Genomic DNA, 18,965 nt, shown 5'->3' with positions numbered 1-18,965 from the left:
AGAGTGTTCAAATTGAATATCTTCATTGTTCTGGTAATAATTGTAAGCGCATTGGGCGTGGTGACCTCGCAGCATACAGTGCGGAAACTTTTCATGGCATTGGAGAAAGAAAAAAGCATAGAACAGAAATTGGAAGTGGAATGGGGAAGACTGCAATTGGAGCAGAGCACTTTGATTATGCATGGACGCATAGAGCGGATTGCAATGGAACACTTGAACATGATGGTGCCAGCCGCTTCTAGCATACAAATTGTATCCATCAATACAGCAGAGAATGAAATGAATGCGGAGAGCGCAAAACCATGATTAAGCCGGTGCTACCGCAACTCAAGCTATCGGCATGGCGTTCCATGCTGCTATTTGGCATGTTGGCGCTGGGTTTAATCAGTTTAGCGGTGCGTGCCGCCTATCTCCAAGGAATGCACAACGACTTCTTGCAAAAGAAAGGGGAATCCCGCTACAGCCGAGTATTGGAAATGAATGCAGATCGGGGGATGATCACCGATCGGAATGGCCATATCATGGCGATCAGTTCACCGGTCGCATCCATATTTGCTGATCCGAAAGTGGTGGACATTAAACCTGAAAAGCTGCAGCAATTGGCTAACTTGCTGGAGATGAATAGTACCGATATCAATGCGCTTCTTACCAAGGAAAATAGGCGCTTTGTTTATCTAAAGCGACAGATCGTGCCGGATATCGCTGAAAAGATCATGGATCTAAAGATCAAGGGTATCTATTTAACCAGTGAATCCAAGCGATATTACCCAGAAGGCGAGTTTGCTGCGCATGTGTTAGGTTTCACCGATATCAATGACGAAGGCCAGGAAGGTGTTGAGCGTGGTTGGGATGAAACACTTGCCGGGGAACTGGGTCGCCGCCGGGTGACCAAGGACAACAAAGGCCAGATTATTGATGAAGATGTCGCAAGCATTCTTTCTCCTAGGCCGGGACAGGATTTGGTTTTGTCGATTGATAGAAGAATTCAGTATCGTGCGCATGCGGAATTGAAGCAAGCGGTACTGGCTAATAGAGCAAAAGCAGGCAGTATCGTAGTTCTGGATGCGCAAACAGGAGAAATATTGGCACTTACCAATTGGCCTGCCTATAACCCAAACAGAAGATCTACCATTAATAATGAAAGACTTCGCAATCGGGCATTGATTGACACTTTCGAACCCGGCTCGACGTTGAAACCATTTACAGTGGCCATTGCGCTGGAAGTCGGAAAAGTGAATTCAAACACAATCCTGCAGACTGCGCCTGGATCGTGGCAAGTGGGAAGAAAAACCATACGAGACGTTAGCAACAAAGGAGAATTGACCGTTGCCGAGGTCATTCAACAATCGAGTAATGTAGGTACGGCAAAAATTGCGCTAGCAATGGAACCACAAACGATGTGGGAAATGTTTAATCGTTCAGGATTCGGCGCGCTGACCAATTCAGGTTTTCCCGGCGAAGCCAGCGGAATACTGCGACCTTATAATAGATGGCGGCCTATCGAGCAAGCAACCATGTCCTATGGGCACGGTATATCCACCAGTTTAATCCAGTTGGCGCGTGCTTATACGATCTTTACCAGCGGCGGTGAATTAAAACCTATTTCTTTGCTGAAACAAAATATGCCCGTCATGGGGCAGCGTGTAATTTCACACAATACTGCGCGGGCAATGAGTCGCATGTTGGAGATGGCGACCCAACCCGGAGGGACGGCGCCACTGGCGCAAATTAGTGGTTACCGTGTTGCTGGGAAAACAGGGACGGCGCATAAACTGATCGACGGACAGTATGCTAGCAAAAGCTATATCTCAACATTCGTGGGATATGCGCCGACATCGAATCCGCGCTTTATCATTGCTGTGATGATTGATGAACCATCAGCAGGAAAATATTTCGGCGGTGCAGTCGCCGCTCCTGTCTTCAGCAAAGTCATGTCTGGCGCTTTGCACATTTTGAATATTCCACCCGATGCCCCGGCCAATAATGTCATTACCTTTACCGCAACACCAGAAATGGGGGATGAAGGGTGAGCCTGATGACCGCAAAAAAGAAAAGATCAAAAGGATTTGATCTGCATCTGCTAGAGGATTTAGGCGTTGCAATTGAGAATCTGGTGGCGGATAGTCGACTGATAAAACCAGGCGATACTTTTCTGGCTTATCCAGGGGATACGACTGATGGACGCAAGTTTATTCCACAAGCAATCGCTGCGGGTGCCAACACGATTCTGTGGGATCCACAGAATTTTGCATGGAAATCTGAATGGCATATCCCTGCATTAGCGGTAGATGATCTCAAAATGAAAGCGGGGTTGATTGCCAGTTATGTTTATGATCACCCTTCACAAAAATTATGGGTGGTAGGAATTACCGGTACCAACGGCAAGACATCCTGTAGTCACTGGTACGCCCAAGCCATGGCAAATTTGGGTTATAAAACGGCTGTGCAGGGAACACTAGGAAGCGGTTTTATCAGAGATCTACAAGTTTCAGAAAACACAACGCCTGATGCCACGGTATTGCAGCGTTCATTGAAGAAATTCGTCGATGAAGGCGCTAAGAGCGTTGTCATGGAAGTGTCTTCACATGGTTTGGCGCAAGGAAGAGCCATCGGCACAACCTTTTCTGTGGCCGTGCTTACCAACTTGTCCCGAGATCATTTGGATTATCACCAAAATATGGATGCGTATGCGGCAGCCAAATCAAGCCTGTTTTTTTGGCCGGGATTAAAATACGCCGTGGTTAATATGGATGACGTGCTCGGCGTCGAGTTGTCGCGACAACTTATCAATAAATCCACCCGAATAATTGGTTATGGATTTCGTCACCCTGAAGAACACGATTCAAAGCACTTTAAAATGGTTCACGGCTCAAATCTAAAATTTGATATTCATGGTATGGAGTTTGATATTGAATTTGAGGATAGCCACGAACATTTAAGAGTCGCTTTACTGGGTAAATTCAATGCATCCAACTTGCTGGCAGTCGCTGCAGCTCTGTTAGCCAGTGGCATTCGGTTGCCGGACGCGGTTCGTTCACTGCAAAGTGTGCAATCCATTCCCGGAAGGATGGAAAAATACCACGAACATGATCAACCAACTATTATCGTTGATTACGCACATACTCCGGATGCCTTGGAGAAGGTACTGTGTACGTTGCGTGAGCTTCTCCGTATCGAGGGTCGAGATGCGCGATTATTTTGTGTTGTTGGTTGCGGTGGCGATCGGGACAAAGGAAAGCGCGCGATGGTTGGAGAAGTTGCGACACGTTTGGCCGATGAGGTTATTTTCACCAGTGACAATCCACGTTCAGAAGACTCTTTGCACATTATTAAAGATATTGTCGCAGGCACAGTTGAAGAAAATTACCAAATAGAAGTTGATCGAGCGCTGGCAATTTACCAAGCAATCGCTAATGCGCAGTGTGGCGATATTGTGTTGATTGCAGGTAAGGGCCATGAAAAATTTCAGGAAGTGAAAGGACAAAAAATTTCTTTTAGCGATGCTGAGATTGTACAGCAGGTTTTGAAGGAATTGCCTTTGAAAGTAAGGGTGCAGCAATGATGATGGTGCAGGAAGCCGCACAAATACTACATGCTGATTGGAGCGGACCGGATGTGTATTTTAACGGGGTCAGCACTGATAGCCGGACGCTTAAGCAAGGTGAGCTATTTGTGGCTTTAATTGGCGACAGATTTGATGGCGGTAAATTTATATCCAATGCCAAGGAAAAAGGCGCGGTGGCAACAATGCTTCAACAAAATGCTGAGCGTGTTGATTTATCGGATAATTTCCCCGTGATTCGAGTTAAGGATACGCGATTGGGCTTAGGAGAGCTGGCGGCGTACTGGCGCAATCGTTTTTCGATACCTGTGATTGGTGTTACTGGTAGTAATGGTAAAACAACAACTAAGGAAATGATTGCGGCCATATTACGTGTAGCAGCAAGCAGTGATGCAGCAATCAAAGAACCGGCAGAATGTGTATTGGCTACCGAAGGTAATCTGAATAATGATATCGGCGTACCGCAGATGTTATTGCGCTTACGGCAGCAGCATCAGTATGCGGTGATTGAAATGGGCATGAATCATGTCGGAGAAATTGCTTATCTAACTCAATTAGCCAGGCCAAATATTGCAGTAATCACTAATGCAGGGGCTGCGCATATTGAAGGATTGGGTTCGGTCGAAGCTGTAGCGCGTGCTAAAGCAGAAATTTTCATCGGTTTAGATCAGTCCGGAACGGCGATTTTCAATGCAGATGACCCGTATGCGTCATTATGGCGTGAATGTGTCGGTGCAAGAGAAATTATAGATTTTGGTTTAACAGAAAATGCACGGATAAATGCTGTGTTCCAGCTGGATCGATTGGCCAATAAGATTCAATTGAAATTGCCTGATGGTACCGTTGAAGTGAAGCTACAGGCACCAGGAGTGCACAACATTTATAACGCCTTGGCTGCGGCGGCTGTCGCCTGGACTCTTGGCATCAGAAAAGAATGGATTGCAGCTGGCCTCGAGTGCTTCCAATGCATACAAGGACGGTTACAAAAAAAATGCGGGTTACATCATGCGCTGCTCATCGATGATACTTACAACGCAAATCCAGAATCGGTTCGAGCTGCTTTAGCCGTGTTGGCTGCGGTTGAAGGGAAGAAAATACTGGTATTGGGAGACATGGGCGAATTAGGTAAATTAGCGATTGATTTACATCGCACAATCGGTAGAGATGCGCGTAAAGCGGGACTGGATCAATTATTTACTTTGGGCGAATTAAGTGCTTACGCTGCAGAAGAATTTGGCCAAGGCGCGCAACACTTCAATTCCATCGATGAGTTGCTGAATGTCACGAAAAGCTTGCTTGCCGATGATGTCACTTTGCTGGTGAAAGGATCGCGCTTCATGCAAATGGAACGTGTAGTGAAGCGGCTGGAACAACCCGAGGAATTCTCATGTTGCTAACGCTCTCTCAATGGTTGGCACAAGATATACGCGCTTTTAATGTATTCAGCTATATCACTTTGCGTGCCGTTATGGCGACGCTTACCGCATTGGTAATTTCTTTCATTATTGGCCCCCTAATGATACGAAAATTGACTGCCTATAAAATCGGGCAATCGGTTCGAGAGGATGGTCCACAAACTCATTTGGTAAAAATGGGTACGCCGACAATGGGTGGCGCCTTAATCCTGATGTCAATCATACTGACTACTCTGCTGTGGGCCGATTTGGGCAATCGCTATATCTGGGTGGTGCTGCTGACGACGCTAGGATTTGGGGTAATTGGCTGGATCGATGATTATCGTAAAGTGGTTCATCGTAATCCTAAAGGGCTTTCAGCAAAAGCCAAATTCTTTTGGCAATCGGTCATTGCTTTTGTTGTTGCAATCTATTTGGCATCAACCGCGGAAGTTTCAGCACAAACCGACATGATTGTGCCATTCTTTAAGGAAGTTGCGATTCCATTGGGGTTTGTGGGTTTTGTAGTTTTGACCTACTTTGTCGTCGTCGGTACCAGCAATGCGGTGAACCTAACCGATGGCTTGGATGGCCTGGCGATCATGCCTACAGTGATGATCAGTAGTGCGCTCGCAATTTTTGCTTATGCGGCAGGGCATATCGTTTTTGCAAAATATCTTGGAATTCCCTATATCCCCAATGCAGGAGAGTTGGCTGTTTTTTGTGGTGCTATGTCGGGCGCAGGCTTGGCCTTCCTGTGGTTTAACGCATATCCCGCTGAAGTATTTATGGGTGATGTAGGCGCACTGGCATTGGGTGCAGCGTTGGGAGTCGTTACTGTGATTGTGCGTCAGGAAATTGTGCTGATCATAATGGGCGGCATTTTTGTGATGGAGGCCTTATCCGTTATGCTGCAAGTAGCCTCTTTCAAGTTACTGGGAAAGCGAGTTTTTCGCATGGCACCGTTGCATCATCACTATGAATTAAAAGGCTGGAAAGAAAATCAGGTGGTCGTCAGATTCTGGATTATTACCTTTATCCTGGTTTTAATTGGATTATCAACATTAAAGTTAAGATGAATTTGCAAGATAAAGCAGTGCTGGTATTGGGAATGGGTGAGACAGGCTTATCCATGGTGAAATGGCTTGTTCGCCAAGGCGCAAAAGTTCGCGCTGCCGACAGTCGACAGGAGCCGCCAGCTTGGAAAGAGATGATGGAAAAATTTTCTGAAGTACAAGCTTACATGGGGAAATTTGAAGCCAAAATTTTAGATGGCATAGAAATGATTGCGATAAGTCCGGGCGTTCCAGTAGCAGATCCTTGCGTGCAGCAGGCTATTCGACTGGGTATACCCGTCATTGGAGATCTGGTACTTTTTTCTTGGGCGCTTGAGCAGCATCATTTACCAAAACCTAAGGTTTTTGCGATCACTGGATCGAATGGAAAGACAACCGTAACGTCAATGGTCGGAGCTATGTTGAGAAAGTGCGGTTGGAATGTAGCAGTAGCCGGCAACATCGGTCCCGCAGCTCTGAATGCGCTAATGGAGCAAATGGATGCCGGAAATTGGCCGCAGGCATGGGTATTGGAAACTTCCAGCTTTCAATTGGAAACAACTCACAATTTGAACGCCGATGTAGCGACAGTACTGAATCTGAGTGAGGATCATTTGGATCGCTATACTTGCATGCAAGATTATGTCACTGCAAAAACAAAAATTTTTCAGCATGAGCAAGGCAGTGTATGTAAACAAATTTTGAATCGAAATGATTCCAGAATCAGTGAAATGGCCTTGGCTGATAGAAAACAAATTACATTTGGCTGGGATGCGCCCTCCACTCTTGCCGATTTCGGTATTTTGCATGAGGGTGACGATCGATGGTTAGTGGAAGGCGATAACCGCTTAATGAAAACCTCTGAACTTGTAGTTAATGGACTGCACAATGCTGTTAATGCACTGGCAGCGTTAGCTATGTGCCGTGCATTGGGTATCGCCATCGATCCTCTGTTATCGGCATTACGGGAATTTCGCGGCTTACCGCACCGGATGGAAAAGGTGGCAGCTTTTAACGGCGTTACCTTCTTCGACGACTCCAAGAGTACTAATGTAGGCGCAACGATCGCAGCATTAAATGGGATGAAACAGAATGTTATTTTGATTGCAGGGGGTGATGGAAAGGGGCAGGATTTTTCACATCTAAGGCGGGCAGTTGCTGAGAATGCCCGTGCGGTGGTGTTAATTGGACGCGATGCAGGAATCATTGCCAACGAATTGAAAGATTGCAGTATTCCTTTGCATTATGCAGCCACCATGGAAGAAGCCATGCAGAAAAGCTTTCTGTTAGCACAAATGGGTGACGTGGTGTTGCTTTCACCAGCGTGTGCCAGTTTTGACATGTTTAGAAATTATATTCATCGTGCCGAGATATTCGTGGCTGCTGTTAAGGATATTGAGAATAAGTTTTTTAATTTTGGACAGAAGAAACATTAAGTCATGATGATTTATCAGGCAATCAATCAAAAACCGAGAGTCATGGCCGATTTTGATCGGACTTTAGTGTGGTCTGCCCTGCTACTGCTGAGTATTGGCTTAGTCATGGTTTATTCTGCTTCGATTGCAATTGCAGAGGCTCAGTTTGGCCCTGATCGCGCTGGTTACTATTTGTGGCGACACAGTGCTTATCTGGGTCTGGGATTGATCATGGGACTAATTGCTTTTCAAGTGCCTATGCAGGTATGGCAGAAATATGTTGCATACCTGTTCATGATCGGCGTTTTATTGCTGATACTGGTTCTGGTGCCCGGTATTGGCCATGAAGTCAATGGCAGCCAGCGCTGGATATCACTCTACGTGGTAAATATTCAACCCTCTGAATACATAAAATTCTTCATGGTATTGTATGCCGCTGATTATGTGAATCGTAAAGCAGCTGATTTGAATTCTCTGCTAAAAGGATTTTTCCCTATAACCATTGTATTATCCATAGTAGGGGTTCTATTGTTATTGGAACCGGATTTTGGAGCATTTTTTGTAGTATCTGCTTTAGTCATGTCAATCCTGTTTCTGGGAGGGGCTAGTTTAAAAATTTTTATCGGACTCATTGGTATCCTGGCAATTGGGTTATACCAGTTAGTTATTAGATCAGAATATCGATTAGGCCGAATTGTTGCATTTATGGATCCTTGGGCTGATCCATATGACAAAGGGTATCAGTTAAGCCATGCATTGATCGCATTCGGACGCGGTGAGTGGCTTGGTGTCGGCTTAGGCGGCAGTGTAGAAAAGCTGTTCTATTTACCCGAAGCACATACAGATTTTTTGCTTTCCGTGCTGGCAGAAGAGCTTGGGTTTGCTGGCGTTGCTGTAGTGATCATTTTATTTATGTGGCTTATCACACGCGCATTTGTTATTGGTCGACTGGCAGCAAAACTGGAAAATCCCTTTTCAGCCCTGGTGGCACAGGGGATCGGTGTCTGGATTGGCGTTCAGGTACTGATCAATATGGGCGTGAATATGGGTGTTTTACCTACAAAAGGATTAACGCTGCCCCTGCTGAGTTATGGCGGCAGTAGCATCACCGCGAGTTGCCTTGCTTTGGCAGTCTTATTGCGGATTGATTGGGAGAATCGTCGGCGCCTGCGAGGACTTACCGCATGAGTAAGCAGACCATCCTAATCATGGCGGGCGGCACGGGGGGGCATGTTTTCCCGGGACTGGCCGTCGCTGATTATCTTAAGCAACTGGGATGGCGCGTGGTATGGCTTGGAACCGAATCGGGCATGGAATTAAAGCTGGTGCCACAGCACGGCTATGAAACTGAGGTGATCAGCTTTTCAGGGCTGCGTGGTAAACGCTTAGTTACTTGGTTAATGCTGCCGCTGCGTTTAGTAAAGGCATTTCTGCAAAGTATCAGAATTATTAGAAGCGTGAAGCCTAATGTGATTCTAGGGATGGGAGGGTATCCCGCTTTTCCGGGTGGCATGATGGCATCGCTACTGAATAAACCGTTAATCATTCATGAGCAAAATTCGATACCCGGGCTGACTAATAGAATCCTGGCAAAACTGGCGGATAGGGTTTTTCTGGGATTTCCGGATGCAATTCTAAATAACAAAGAAAAATCTATTTATTCAGGTAATCCAGTGCGTTCTGAAATTATGCTGATAGAAGCTCCTGAAAAAAGATTCCCAGGTCGTAAAGGAAAATTTAATTTGTTGGTTGTGGGCGGTAGCTTGGGTGCACAAACATTAAACATCATTGTGCCAGAAGCACTGAAATTAATACCTGAAAATCTTCGCCCGCGGGTAGTGCATCAAGCTGGCATAACGCAGTTGAATTCGGTTAAGCAAGTGTATGACGATCTACAGATGGATGCTGAAGTAATTGCGTTTATTGATGACATCGCTAATCGTTATGCGACGTGTGATTTAGTATTGTGTCGTGCTGGTGCATTGACCGTTGCAGAATTAAGTATAGCAGGCGTGGCCAGCATTTTAGTGCCATATCCTCACGCAGTAGATGATCATCAAACCCATAACGCTCGATTCCTTTCTGATCACGGGGCTGCCGTATTAATTCATCAGCACGACTTGAGCGCGAAGAAATTAGCAGATTTGTTGGTGGGTTTATCACGCGAGAAATTGCTCGAGATGGCAATAGCAGCGCGCAGCCGAGCAAAACCGGAGGCAACTAAAGTAGTAGCTGAAGCATGTATTGAATTAAGCGAGGCATTGAATGAGGCATAAAGTCAAACATATTCATTTTGTCGGTATTGGCGGTGCGGGCATGAGCGGGATTGCCGAAGTATTCGTCAATATGAAATATCAAGTCAGCGGTTCCGATTTGATGGATAATTTAGTTACTCAGCGCTTGGCCAATCTCGGCATAAAGATTTATGTAGGCCATGCGAGTGAACAAATTAAAGGTGCAAATGTTGTCGTTACTTCAACTGCAGTCAAATCCGACAATCCTGAAGTGATCGCAGCCAAAAACAAAAATATCCCAGTGGTTCCACGTGCCTTAATGCTGGCAGAGTTACTGAGATTACGCACCGGTATCGCGATTGCAGGCGCCCATGGGAAAACTACCGCGACCAGCTTAATCGCAAGTATTCTTGCCGCGGCTGATATGGATCCCACATTTGTTATCGGCGGAAAACTCGAAGCGGCAGGTTGTCATGCCAAATTGGGCAGCGGCGAATTCATTGTTGTCGAAGCGGATGAATCCGATGCTTCATTTTTGTATCTACAACCGGTGCTTGCGGTCGTGACAAATATCGATGCAGACCATATGGAAACTTATGGATATGATTTTAATAGACTAAAACAAACATTTGTAGAATTCCTGCAGCACTTGCCTTTTTATGGGATGGCCGTGGTTTGCATCGATGATGCCAATATACGCGAGGTAATGCCTTTGATCACAAAGCCTATTACCACCTACGGTTTGTCCGAAGATGCACAAGTTTGTGCTACCAATATTCAGCATAGCAATCATCAAATGAAATTTACTGCGGTAATCGGCGTAAATGGCTCGGCCCGCAGACTGGATATCACGTTGAATCTACCCGGATTGCACAATATACAAAACGCTTTGGCAGCAATTGCGGTCGCCAATGAAATTTGTGTGCCCGATGCTGCCATAGTCAAAGCACTAGCGGAATTCAAAGGTGTGGAAAGACGCTTTCAACAGTTTGGAGAAATCAGGTTATCAATGCAAAAGAGTTTTACATTGATTGATGATTATGGTCATCATCCAGCTGAAATAGAAGCAACTATGAAAGCAGCGCGAGGTGCTTTTCCAAACAGACGTTTAGTCATTGCGTTTCAACCGCATCGCTACACGCGGACTCGAGATGTATTTGAGGATTTTACTAGAGTTTTGTCACAGGCTGATGTACTGCTATTAACAGAAGTGTATCCCGCGGGTGAGGATCCTATTGTTGCTGCGGACAGTAAATCATTGGCTCGTTCAATCCGGGTACTGGGAAAAGTGGAACCCATTTATATTGAAGAAGTTGATGATTTATCAATCGCCATACTCGATGTTGTGCAAAATGACGACATTGTCTTGGTCATGGGAGCAGGTTCAGTGGCAAAAGTTGCTCCACATATTGCACAAATGAAAAGCAAATTAATAGTAGTCAATGGTAATGATTATTGAGGACCGATGAGTAATGATCGGCTTGACAGAAAACGCAAGAATAAGCGCGTCGGCAACCGGCCTTGTACCTGTTGAAATGGATATTTTTGTGACAGGTCGTGGAGAAATGCGTGTCGATGAGCCCATGAGCCGACATACTTCGTGGCGCACAGGCGGCAATGCACAACGTTACTATGTGCCTGTAGACTTGGAGGATTTTGCGAATTGCCTACGACAATTTCCACATGAGCCTATTTATGTGACTGGATTGGGCAGCAACTTGCTGGTGAGAGATGGTGGAATACAAGGTATCGTCATAGCACTACATGCTCAATTAAATGATTTACAGTTGATTGAGCACAATCAATCCGATGGACTCATTTACGCAGGTGCTGGTGTGGCCTGCGCAAAAGTGGCGCGGTTTGCTGCTAAGCATCATTTAGCCGGCGCGGAGTTTCTGGCCGGGATACCAGGCACGATGGGTGGAGCGTTGGCCATGAATGCCGGGTGCTATGGATCAGAGACCTGGGAATTCATTGAGCGAGTACAAGTTGTCACTCGTAAAGGACAGATTCTTTTCCGCACGCCCGATGAGTACGTAATTGGTTATCGCAGTGTAAAACTACAACCTCAATCGTTTGAGGTGAAAGAAATGGAATGGTTTGCGGGTGGATACATTCGATTACCGCAGGGAGAACAGACAGAATCGCAACAACGAATCAAGCAACTGCTGGCACAACGCGCTGCAAGTCAACCGCTCAACCAACCCAATGCAGGCTCGGTATTTCGCAATCCGCCGGGAGACCATGCGGCGCATCTAATCGAAGCGAATGGATTGAAAGGATGTTGTATTGGTGGTGCGATGGTATCACCTCAACATGCTAATTTTATCGTTAACTTGGGCAATGCAACCGCAGCGGATATTGAAGCCTTGATCTTAATGGTGCAAAGCAGAATTAAAAAAGCAACGGGCATCACGTTGATCCAGGAAGTCCGGATCATTGGCGATGTCAGGAGACTTACATAGTGATAACGCACAACTTTGGCAAAGTAGCTGTTCTGCTTGGCGGCCGATCCGCAGAGCGTGAGATTTCTTTGCAAAGTGGGCAAGCCGTTCTAGATGCGCTAATTCGAAGCGGCGTGACTGCATATTCATTTGATCCGGCGAAGCAAGTACTTGAAGATCTGTTACGGCAAGGCTTTAATCGTGCATTTATCGCGCTGCACGGACGTTTTGGCGAGGATGGGACTATTCAAGGTGTGCTGGAGTGGATGAGATTACCTTATACTGGCAGTGGGGTCATGAGCAGTGCCCTGGCAATGGACAAATGGCGTACTAAATTATTATGGCAGGCGGTCGGCATCCAGTCACCGCGGTACGTACTATTACAAGCCGACAGTAATTTTGACCAAGTTTCCGAGTCACTGGGATTGCCGCTCATCGTGAAGCCAGTGCGAGAGGGCTCGACAATTGGTTTGAGTAAGGTGAATCACAAGAATGATCTGCTGCCTGCTTACCAATTAGCAGCACGGTATGATGATTTAGTGCTTGCCGAAGAATTCATCGTAGGAAAGGAATTAACCGTTGCCATTCTGGGCGAAACGCCCCTGCCAATAGTGAGAATAGAAATAACGGGCGAGCTTTATGATTATCAGGCAAAGTACGTATCAAACGACACCCAATATTACTGTCCCAGTGGTTTGCCGGCTGAGTTGGAAACCGAAATTCAGACACAAGCCTTGCGGGCTTATAAGGTACTGGGCTGCCAAGGTTGGGGTAGAGTTGATTTAATCTTGACGCAAACCGGGCAGTTTTATTTTCTCGAAGCAAATACGTCTCCAGGTATGACCAGCCATAGTCTGGTTCCTATGGCAGCTAGAACCGCGGGAATTTCGTTTGAAGACCTCGTGATAAGAATATTGGATTTAACCCATGTGGAATAATCATCATGCGCTAGATTTATTAGCCAAGCTATTGTTGGCTTTGGTAGCAATGGTATTTTTGTATGGAATTAGTTTGCAGTTAATCAGGCCACCGCTGTTCCCGATAAAAGAAATTAATGTACAGGTTGCTCAGGAAGCAGAAAGAAACAATAGGCAATTACAATATATTACTCACGCACAGATAGAAAATCTCGTGAAAAATGAAATTGAAGGAAATTTTATTTCAGTTAATTTAACTGCAGTGCGCGAAGCTTTTGTAAAATTGCCATGGGTACGGGATGCACGAGTAAATCGGGGATGGCCTCACGGATTAAATGTAACGCTAGAAGAGCACCAAGCATTAGCCTATTGGGGAAGTCATGCACTGGTGAACACACATGGCGAGGTATTTCGGGTTACCACTGATGTTGATTTGCCAGTTTTTATTGGCCCAAATGAAGCCAGTGCTCATGAGGTAACGCAGCAATATAGACGTTTTAATCAGATATTAGCGCCGCTGCGACAACACATTGCACAAGTCATGTTGACGCAGCGTTACGCGTGGCGCATTCAGTTGAATACGGGGACGGTGTTGGAATTGGGGCGAAATGAGATAGAAGAGAGGTTGACTCGTTATGTTTCAGTGTACAACCACAGCATTGCTCGGCTAAATCAACAGGAACCACTGGCATATGTTGATTTGCGCTACCCCAATGGTTTTGCTATCCGTATGCCCGAAACGATGCAACGAGGGGAACCTCATAAATCCGCTGCTAAGAGAGAAACGTGAGATGGAACTTAGATGAATAAAACGAGAGACAATAGAAATCTGATCGTCGGACTTGATATTGGCACATCAAAAATTGTGGCTATTGTCGCAGAAGTAACTCCTGAGGGAGGAGTCGAGATTATTGGATTAGGCAGCCATCCCTCACGTGGGTTAAAGAAAGGCGTTGTCGCCAATATAGAGACAACCGTCAATGCAATTCAGCGCGCGCTGGAAGAAGCAGAATTAATGGCGGACTGTAAAATTCATGAAGTATATACCGGGATAGCCGGTAGCCACATTAAGGGTTTTAATTCAAATGGCATGGTGCCTATCAAGGACAAGGAAGTCACTGAAAAAGACGTAGAGCGGGTGATGGAGGCGGCAAAAGCTGTCAATATACCCGCCGACCAGCAAATCCTACATGTCCTGAATCAGGAATTCATTATCGATGGTCAGGAGGATGTGCGCGAACCGGTAGGTATGAGCGGCATACGCCTGGAAGTGAAAGTACATATCGTGACAGGCGCGGTTTCGGCTGCTCAGAATATCGTCAAATGTGTACATCGGTGCGGTTTAGAGGTACGCGATCTGATATTGCAACCATTGGCATCAGCAATGGCCGTGTTATCTGAGGATGAAAAAGATCTGGGTGTATGCTTGGTCGACATTGGCGGTGGAACAACGGACATTGCGGTATTTACGCATGGAGCGATTAGACATACTGCGGTTATTCCAATTGCAGGCGATCAAATAACGAATGATATAGCGATGGCATTACGCACGCCGACCAAGAGTGCGGAGGATATCAAATGTCGCTACGGCTGCGCATTGAGGAGTCTTGCAGATACCAAAGAAATGGTTGAAGTTCCAGATGTGGGTAATCGTGGTTCGCGCCAGCTCTCCAAACAAACTTTAGCAGAAGTGATAGAGCCTCGCGCCGAGGAGCTTTATTCCTTAGTACAAGCTGAACTACGCCGGAGCGGGTTTGAAGAACTGCTTTCATCGGGCATCGTAATAACCGGAGGATCCGCTTCGTTGCGCGGGATGGTGGAGTTGGGTGAAGAAATATTCCATATGCCCGTGCGGCAAGGCTTGCCCAATTATCATGGCAATTTAAGAGAAGTTATCCATACACCTCGATATTCGACAGGGATCGGTTTAATTCTGGCGGGTATGCAGCAGATGCAGCATCAACATAGTTCAAGATTACAAGGAGGTTCTGCCAAGCAGATTTTCTCCCGAATGAAGGGGTGGTTCCAAAGAAACTTTTAGTTAGAAAATGTAAGAGTTGTATTAGCAGTCAAGTAGCTTTAATTTCAATGTACTATAGGAGAAACAATATGTTCGAAATCATGAATAACGATACTCAAGAGGCGATCATTAAAGTCGTTGGTGTTGGCGGCTGCGGCAGCAATGCTGTGGATCATATGATCCAAAATGGCATGCAAGGCGTTGAGTTTATCAGTATGAATACTGATGCACAGGCATTGAAAACTAATAAAGCACCAACGATATTACAATTAGGCACAGGAATTACCAAAGGACTGGGTGCAGGCGCGAATCCTGAAATAGGACGCGAAGCAGCACTTGAAGATCGTGATCGTATTGCTGAGCTGATACAAGGCGCAGATATGCTGTTTATTACTGCAGGCATGGGCGGCGGCACGGGTACGGGTGCCGCGCCGGTTGTGGCACAAGTTGCTAAAGAAATGGGTATTTTAACTGTAGCGGTTGTCAGTAAACCCTTTTCATTTGAAGGAAAACGTCTGGTTGCAGCTAAGGCGGGCATGGATGAGCTGTCACAGCATGTTGATTCATTAATTGTAATTCCAAACGACAAACTCATGATGGTGCTGGGCAATGACATCTCCATGCTGGATGCATTCAAGGCAGCCAACGATGTGCTTCACGGCGCCGTAGCCGGAATCGCTGAAGTCATTAATTGTCCGGGCTTAGTAAACGTTGACTTTGCCGACGTCAGAACAGTCATGTCTGAAATGGGTATGGCCATGATGGGCTCGGCAATAGCAACGGGTGTTGATCGCGCACGAGTCGCTGCAGAGCGTGCCGTTTCCAGTCCATTACTTGAAGATATTTCCTTGTCAGGGGCGCGCGGTATTTTGGTAAACATAACAGCCAGTCAGTCACTGAAAATGCGCGAAGTGCATGAAGTGATGAATACAATTAAAGATTTAACCGCTGAAGACGCGACAATTATTGTAGGAACAGTCATCGATGAAAATATGACTGATAATTTGCGTGTGACGATGGTTGCTACCGGATTGGGTAGTCTTGTTAGCCAGAACCAAAACTCTCCTTTAACCGTTATCCATTCTCGCACTGGAACCGATGACAGAGACTCAATTTTTTCTACTGAAGAACCCGCAGTGATGCGCACAGGCAGAAGAAGCAATGCTACAGTGGCAGCCATGCGCCAATCCGGCGTAGATCCGATGGATATCCCTGCTTTTTTAAGAAGACAAGCAGATTAAATGGACTTTATACTCCTGATCTTGAAGCATGCAAATTGACTCAAAAGCAGTACATTGAAAAAATAATTGATCCCCCGCTCCTTACGGCGAGGGATCTTTATGATAGAACTTTGTGAAGAGCACGTTGGGAAAAGAGTGATTAAATAAGCCACTGCTGAAAACAGCCACGTGGTAGTGCTTTGAACAAAGCAACGAAATAGACTACTCTGCTATATTTTGTAGTAGGAATAGCGTGACTATTTGTGCTGAAGCATTATTATTTTCCTTAAAACGCATTCCAACTCTCCCTATCACTATTAACAACCTTTTTGGTTTTTCTCACTACTGAAATAACCTTGTTTTTTCGTAAATTTGATTTATTGGCAGTGAGTTTTTGAATTGTCGCCGTATTGCCTGCAATCTGGCCCACTTTAAATATAGAAATTGCTCCAGCCAGATCTTTAGCTTGATTTTCCAGAGATTCCGCAGATGCTGCAGCCTCTTCTACCAGCGCAGCATTTTGTTGCGTAACTTCGTCCATTTGTGCAACTGCTTGATTGACCTGTGCGATACCTGAGCTTTGCTCTTGTGAAGCCGCCGTGATTTCCGACATAATTTCAGCAACATGTTTAATAGAGGTAACAATCTCTTCCATAGTCTTGCCTGCTTCACTTACCAATTTGGTTCCATTTTCTACTTTTTCTACCGAGTGATCTATCAGGTTTTTTATTTCTTTAGCAGCTGCCGCGCTTCGTTGAGCAAGATTTCGAACTTCTGTGGCAACCACAGCAAATCCTCGGCCTTGTTCTCCAGCACGAGCGGCTTCTACAGCAGCATTTAAAGCAAGGATATTGGTCTGAAAAGCAATCGCATCAATTACGCTTATAATGCTTGCGATTTTATTGGAACTATCACTGATCAAAGACATGGTGCTAACCACGTCATTCATTAACTCTCCTCCCCGAAGCGCAATATTACTTGCATTTGTTGAGAGATTATCGGCTTGCTTGGCATTATCAGCATTTTGTATTACGGTAGAAGTAAGCTCCTCCATACTAGAGGCTGTTTCTTCAAGCGATGAAGCTTGTTCTTCTGTGCGTTGTGATAAATTCAGGTTACCACTGGCTATTTCACTGGATGCCTGACGTACTGATTCAGCGCTGCTACGGACATCTGAAACTGTTGCTCTGAGATTAATTCCCATTTGAGTAAGCGATTTAATCAAGGCACCAAACTCATCGGAATACTCATTTGTAATCTTGGTTTGTAAATCCCCAGCAGCAAGAGTATTGGCTATTTCAACAGCCTTGTTCAGAGGTTTTAGCGTATTCTGCCTTATGAGGAATCCAGCCAAAAACATTAGCAGAGCACCGCTGATAGCAGCTACTGGAATAAAACTAACTAACGGCAAGGTTGATTCCATTTGCGTTAATTCCCACCAGCTGGCGCCTACAGCACTCAACAATAATAGTGTTGGTATAGACAAATAAAGTGCGATACGTTTTCCCAATGTCATCTTAAGAAATGCGCTGACCTTGCCAATAAAATCGGTACGAACGACACTGCCATTCTCTATTGTAAGATTTCTAGCTGTTCCATTAATAAATTGATGATATATCGGTGCTACTGTTTCAATTACCTGATGTGATGGCTTTGTTCTTACAGACAAATAACCAATAATAGATCCATTCTCGATGAGTGGTGTAGCATTACCCAGAACCCAGTAGAAATCTCCATTCTTGCGACGATTTTTAACTAAACCAGTCCATGGTTTGCCAGCTTGAAGTGTTTTCCATAAATCTTCAAATGCCTGTGGTGGCATATCAGGGTGACGTACTATATTATGTGCCTTACCTATCAGTTCATCTTCGGTAAATCCACTAACTTCAATGAAAGTCTGGTTTACATACGTAATACGTCCCTTCGTATCTGTCGTAGACAAGATGAGTGTATCCTCACCAATAGGATATTCTGTATTTGAAACGGGTAAATTTACTCTCATAACTAGCGATTATCCTTCCTGAATTTATAAAATTTTGCGATCAATAGAACGACCAATATTTCATAAACTGGAGTTCTAATAACGAGAGTATTGATCCAGGTCAAATATGTTGGAGATAAAATTTTGCTAGCAATATTGGGCTAGGCATTTCCGCATTAAACTCGGGTGGCAACTCTAAAATTTACTAATATTATGAAATGTCGAGAAAATTTAATGCCTGATACATTATTTGTAACGTGACACGAATAGAGTGCAGTATGTTGACGCCGGTTGAAAATTGACCAGGTAATTCACGTATCCTGCCTAAATTTTAGGCAGGAGAATTTAAGAGATAATTGACATGTTTGGACGATGGATTCGTGCTGTTTTGCGTGATTAAAGTGGATTGCAACCGGAACTTTAGCCTGATGTGCTGCACGTTCAATTGTCGGTAGGATTAATCTGAAGTCATGTTGGCCGAGAAGCGGATCGGAAAAGATTGAGAGTGATAGGTGAGCGGCACAACTCGGCTGCCGCGATAATGGCTTCCAAGAAATCCAGGTTTGCCAATCCAAAACCACCAATTGCGTAGTTATTCTGATAAGCATGATGCAACATATCGCGCATATCTAGGAGTGGCATTTATATCCTCTGTTTAAGGGGTATGCATGTTGATACCGGCTTAAAATTGACCACCCATTACGGTTGAAAATTGACCAGGGG

General features: G+C 45.2%; 16 protein-coding genes. 14 read left to right on the top strand and 2 right to left on the bottom strand.

Features of this window, described 5'->3' with window-relative positions; genetic code table 11:
• The first annotated feature begins 3 nt into the window (after positions 1-3).
• The 14 genes from ftsL (at position 4) to ftsZ (ending at position 16,282) form a co-directional block, all read left to right on the top strand.
• Positions 4-306, top strand: coding sequence for a cell division protein FtsL (ftsL, locus tag QZV86_RS00875; RefSeq protein WP_295623395.1), 303 nt, complete (start codon positions 4-6; stop codon positions 304-306).
• Positions 303-2,030 (top strand): penicillin-binding protein 2, encoded by a 1,728-nt coding sequence (locus tag QZV86_RS00870; RefSeq protein ID WP_295623394.1) that lies wholly within the window; start codon positions 303-305, stop codon positions 2,028-2,030. Before ftsL ends, QZV86_RS00870 begins: the two co-directional genes overlap by 4 nt.
• 5 nt (positions 2,031-2,035) lie before the next feature.
• Positions 2,036-3,562 (top strand): UDP-N-acetylmuramoyl-L-alanyl-D-glutamate--2,6-diaminopimelate ligase, encoded by a 1,527-nt coding sequence (locus QZV86_RS00865; RefSeq protein ID WP_295623393.1) that lies wholly within the window; start codon positions 2,036-2,038, stop codon positions 3,560-3,562.
• A complete protein-coding gene (gene murF / locus QZV86_RS00860) occupies positions 3,559-4,959 on the top strand; it encodes a UDP-N-acetylmuramoyl-tripeptide--D-alanyl-D-alanine ligase (protein ID WP_295623392.1) in 1,401 nt (466 codons plus the stop codon). Before QZV86_RS00865 ends, murF begins: the two co-directional genes overlap by 4 nt.
• Positions 4,950-6,035 (top strand): phospho-N-acetylmuramoyl-pentapeptide-transferase, encoded by a 1,086-nt coding sequence (gene mraY, locus QZV86_RS00855; RefSeq protein ID WP_295623391.1) that lies wholly within the window; start codon positions 4,950-4,952, stop codon positions 6,033-6,035. Before murF ends, mraY begins: the two co-directional genes overlap by 10 nt.
• Positions 6,032-7,447 carry a UDP-N-acetylmuramoyl-L-alanine--D-glutamate ligase gene (murD, locus tag QZV86_RS00850; protein ID WP_295623390.1) on the top strand — a complete coding sequence of 472 codons (1,416 nt, stop codon included), beginning with the start codon at positions 6,032-6,034 and terminating at the stop codon, positions 7,445-7,447. The genes mraY and murD overlap by 4 nt, the downstream gene beginning before the upstream one ends.
• Positions 7,448-7,453: 6 nt before the next feature.
• Positions 7,454-8,614 carry a putative lipid II flippase FtsW gene (gene ftsW / locus QZV86_RS00845; RefSeq protein WP_295623443.1) on the top strand — a complete coding sequence of 387 codons (1,161 nt, stop codon included), beginning with the start codon at positions 7,454-7,456 and terminating at the stop codon, positions 8,612-8,614.
• Positions 8,611-9,702, top strand: coding sequence for an undecaprenyldiphospho-muramoylpentapeptide beta-N-acetylglucosaminyltransferase (murG, locus tag QZV86_RS00840; RefSeq protein WP_295623389.1), 1,092 nt, complete (start codon positions 8,611-8,613; stop codon positions 9,700-9,702). The genes ftsW and murG overlap by 4 nt, the downstream gene beginning before the upstream one ends.
• The gene (gene murC, locus QZV86_RS00835; protein ID WP_295623388.1) at positions 9,692-11,119 is read left to right on the top strand and encodes a UDP-N-acetylmuramate--L-alanine ligase; all 1,428 of its coding nucleotides are present in this window, start codon (positions 9,692-9,694) and stop codon (positions 11,117-11,119) included. The genes murG and murC overlap by 11 nt, the downstream gene beginning before the upstream one ends.
• Before the next feature lie 13 nt (positions 11,120-11,132).
• Positions 11,133-12,125, top strand: coding sequence for a UDP-N-acetylmuramate dehydrogenase (gene murB, locus QZV86_RS00830; protein WP_295623387.1), 993 nt, complete (start codon positions 11,133-11,135; stop codon positions 12,123-12,125).
• A complete protein-coding gene (locus QZV86_RS00825; RefSeq protein ID WP_295623386.1) occupies positions 12,125-13,042 on the top strand; it encodes a D-alanine--D-alanine ligase in 918 nt (305 codons plus the stop codon). The genes murB and QZV86_RS00825 overlap by 1 nt, the downstream gene beginning before the upstream one ends.
• The gene (locus QZV86_RS00820; protein ID WP_295623385.1) at positions 13,032-13,811 is read left to right on the top strand and encodes a cell division protein FtsQ/DivIB; all 780 of its coding nucleotides are present in this window, start codon (positions 13,032-13,034) and stop codon (positions 13,809-13,811) included. Before QZV86_RS00825 ends, QZV86_RS00820 begins: the two co-directional genes overlap by 11 nt.
• 12 nt (positions 13,812-13,823) lie before the next feature.
• Positions 13,824-15,062, top strand: a complete 1,239-nt coding sequence (gene ftsA, locus QZV86_RS00815) for a cell division protein FtsA (RefSeq protein WP_295623384.1) — start codon at positions 13,824-13,826, stop codon at positions 15,060-15,062.
• 68 nt (positions 15,063-15,130) lie between these two features.
• On the top strand, positions 15,131-16,282 hold the full coding sequence (gene ftsZ, locus QZV86_RS00810; RefSeq protein WP_295623383.1) for a cell division protein FtsZ: 1,152 nt from the start codon (positions 15,131-15,133) through the stop codon (positions 16,280-16,282).
• 265 nt (positions 16,283-16,547) lie between these two features.
• Here ftsZ and QZV86_RS00805 read toward each other — a convergent pair whose 3' ends face one another.
• On the bottom strand, positions 16,548-18,263 hold the full coding sequence (locus tag QZV86_RS00805) for a PAS domain-containing methyl-accepting chemotaxis protein (RefSeq protein WP_295623382.1): 1,716 nt from the start codon (positions 18,261-18,263) through the stop codon (positions 16,548-16,550).
• Positions 18,264-18,710: 447 nt separating this feature from the next.
• The gene (locus tag QZV86_RS00800; protein WP_295623381.1) at positions 18,711-18,884 is read right to left on the bottom strand and encodes a class II fructose-bisphosphate aldolase; all 174 of its coding nucleotides are present in this window, start codon (positions 18,882-18,884) and stop codon (positions 18,711-18,713) included.
• Positions 18,885-18,965 lie beyond the last annotated feature (81 nt).

The organism is uncultured Nitrosomonas sp., assembly GCF_902826915.1.
Taxonomy (GTDB): Bacteria; Pseudomonadota; Gammaproteobacteria; order Burkholderiales; family Nitrosomonadaceae; genus Nitrosomonas.
The sequence above is the reverse complement of the archived record's forward strand: the minus strand, read 5'-3'. Positions and strand labels throughout refer to the sequence as shown.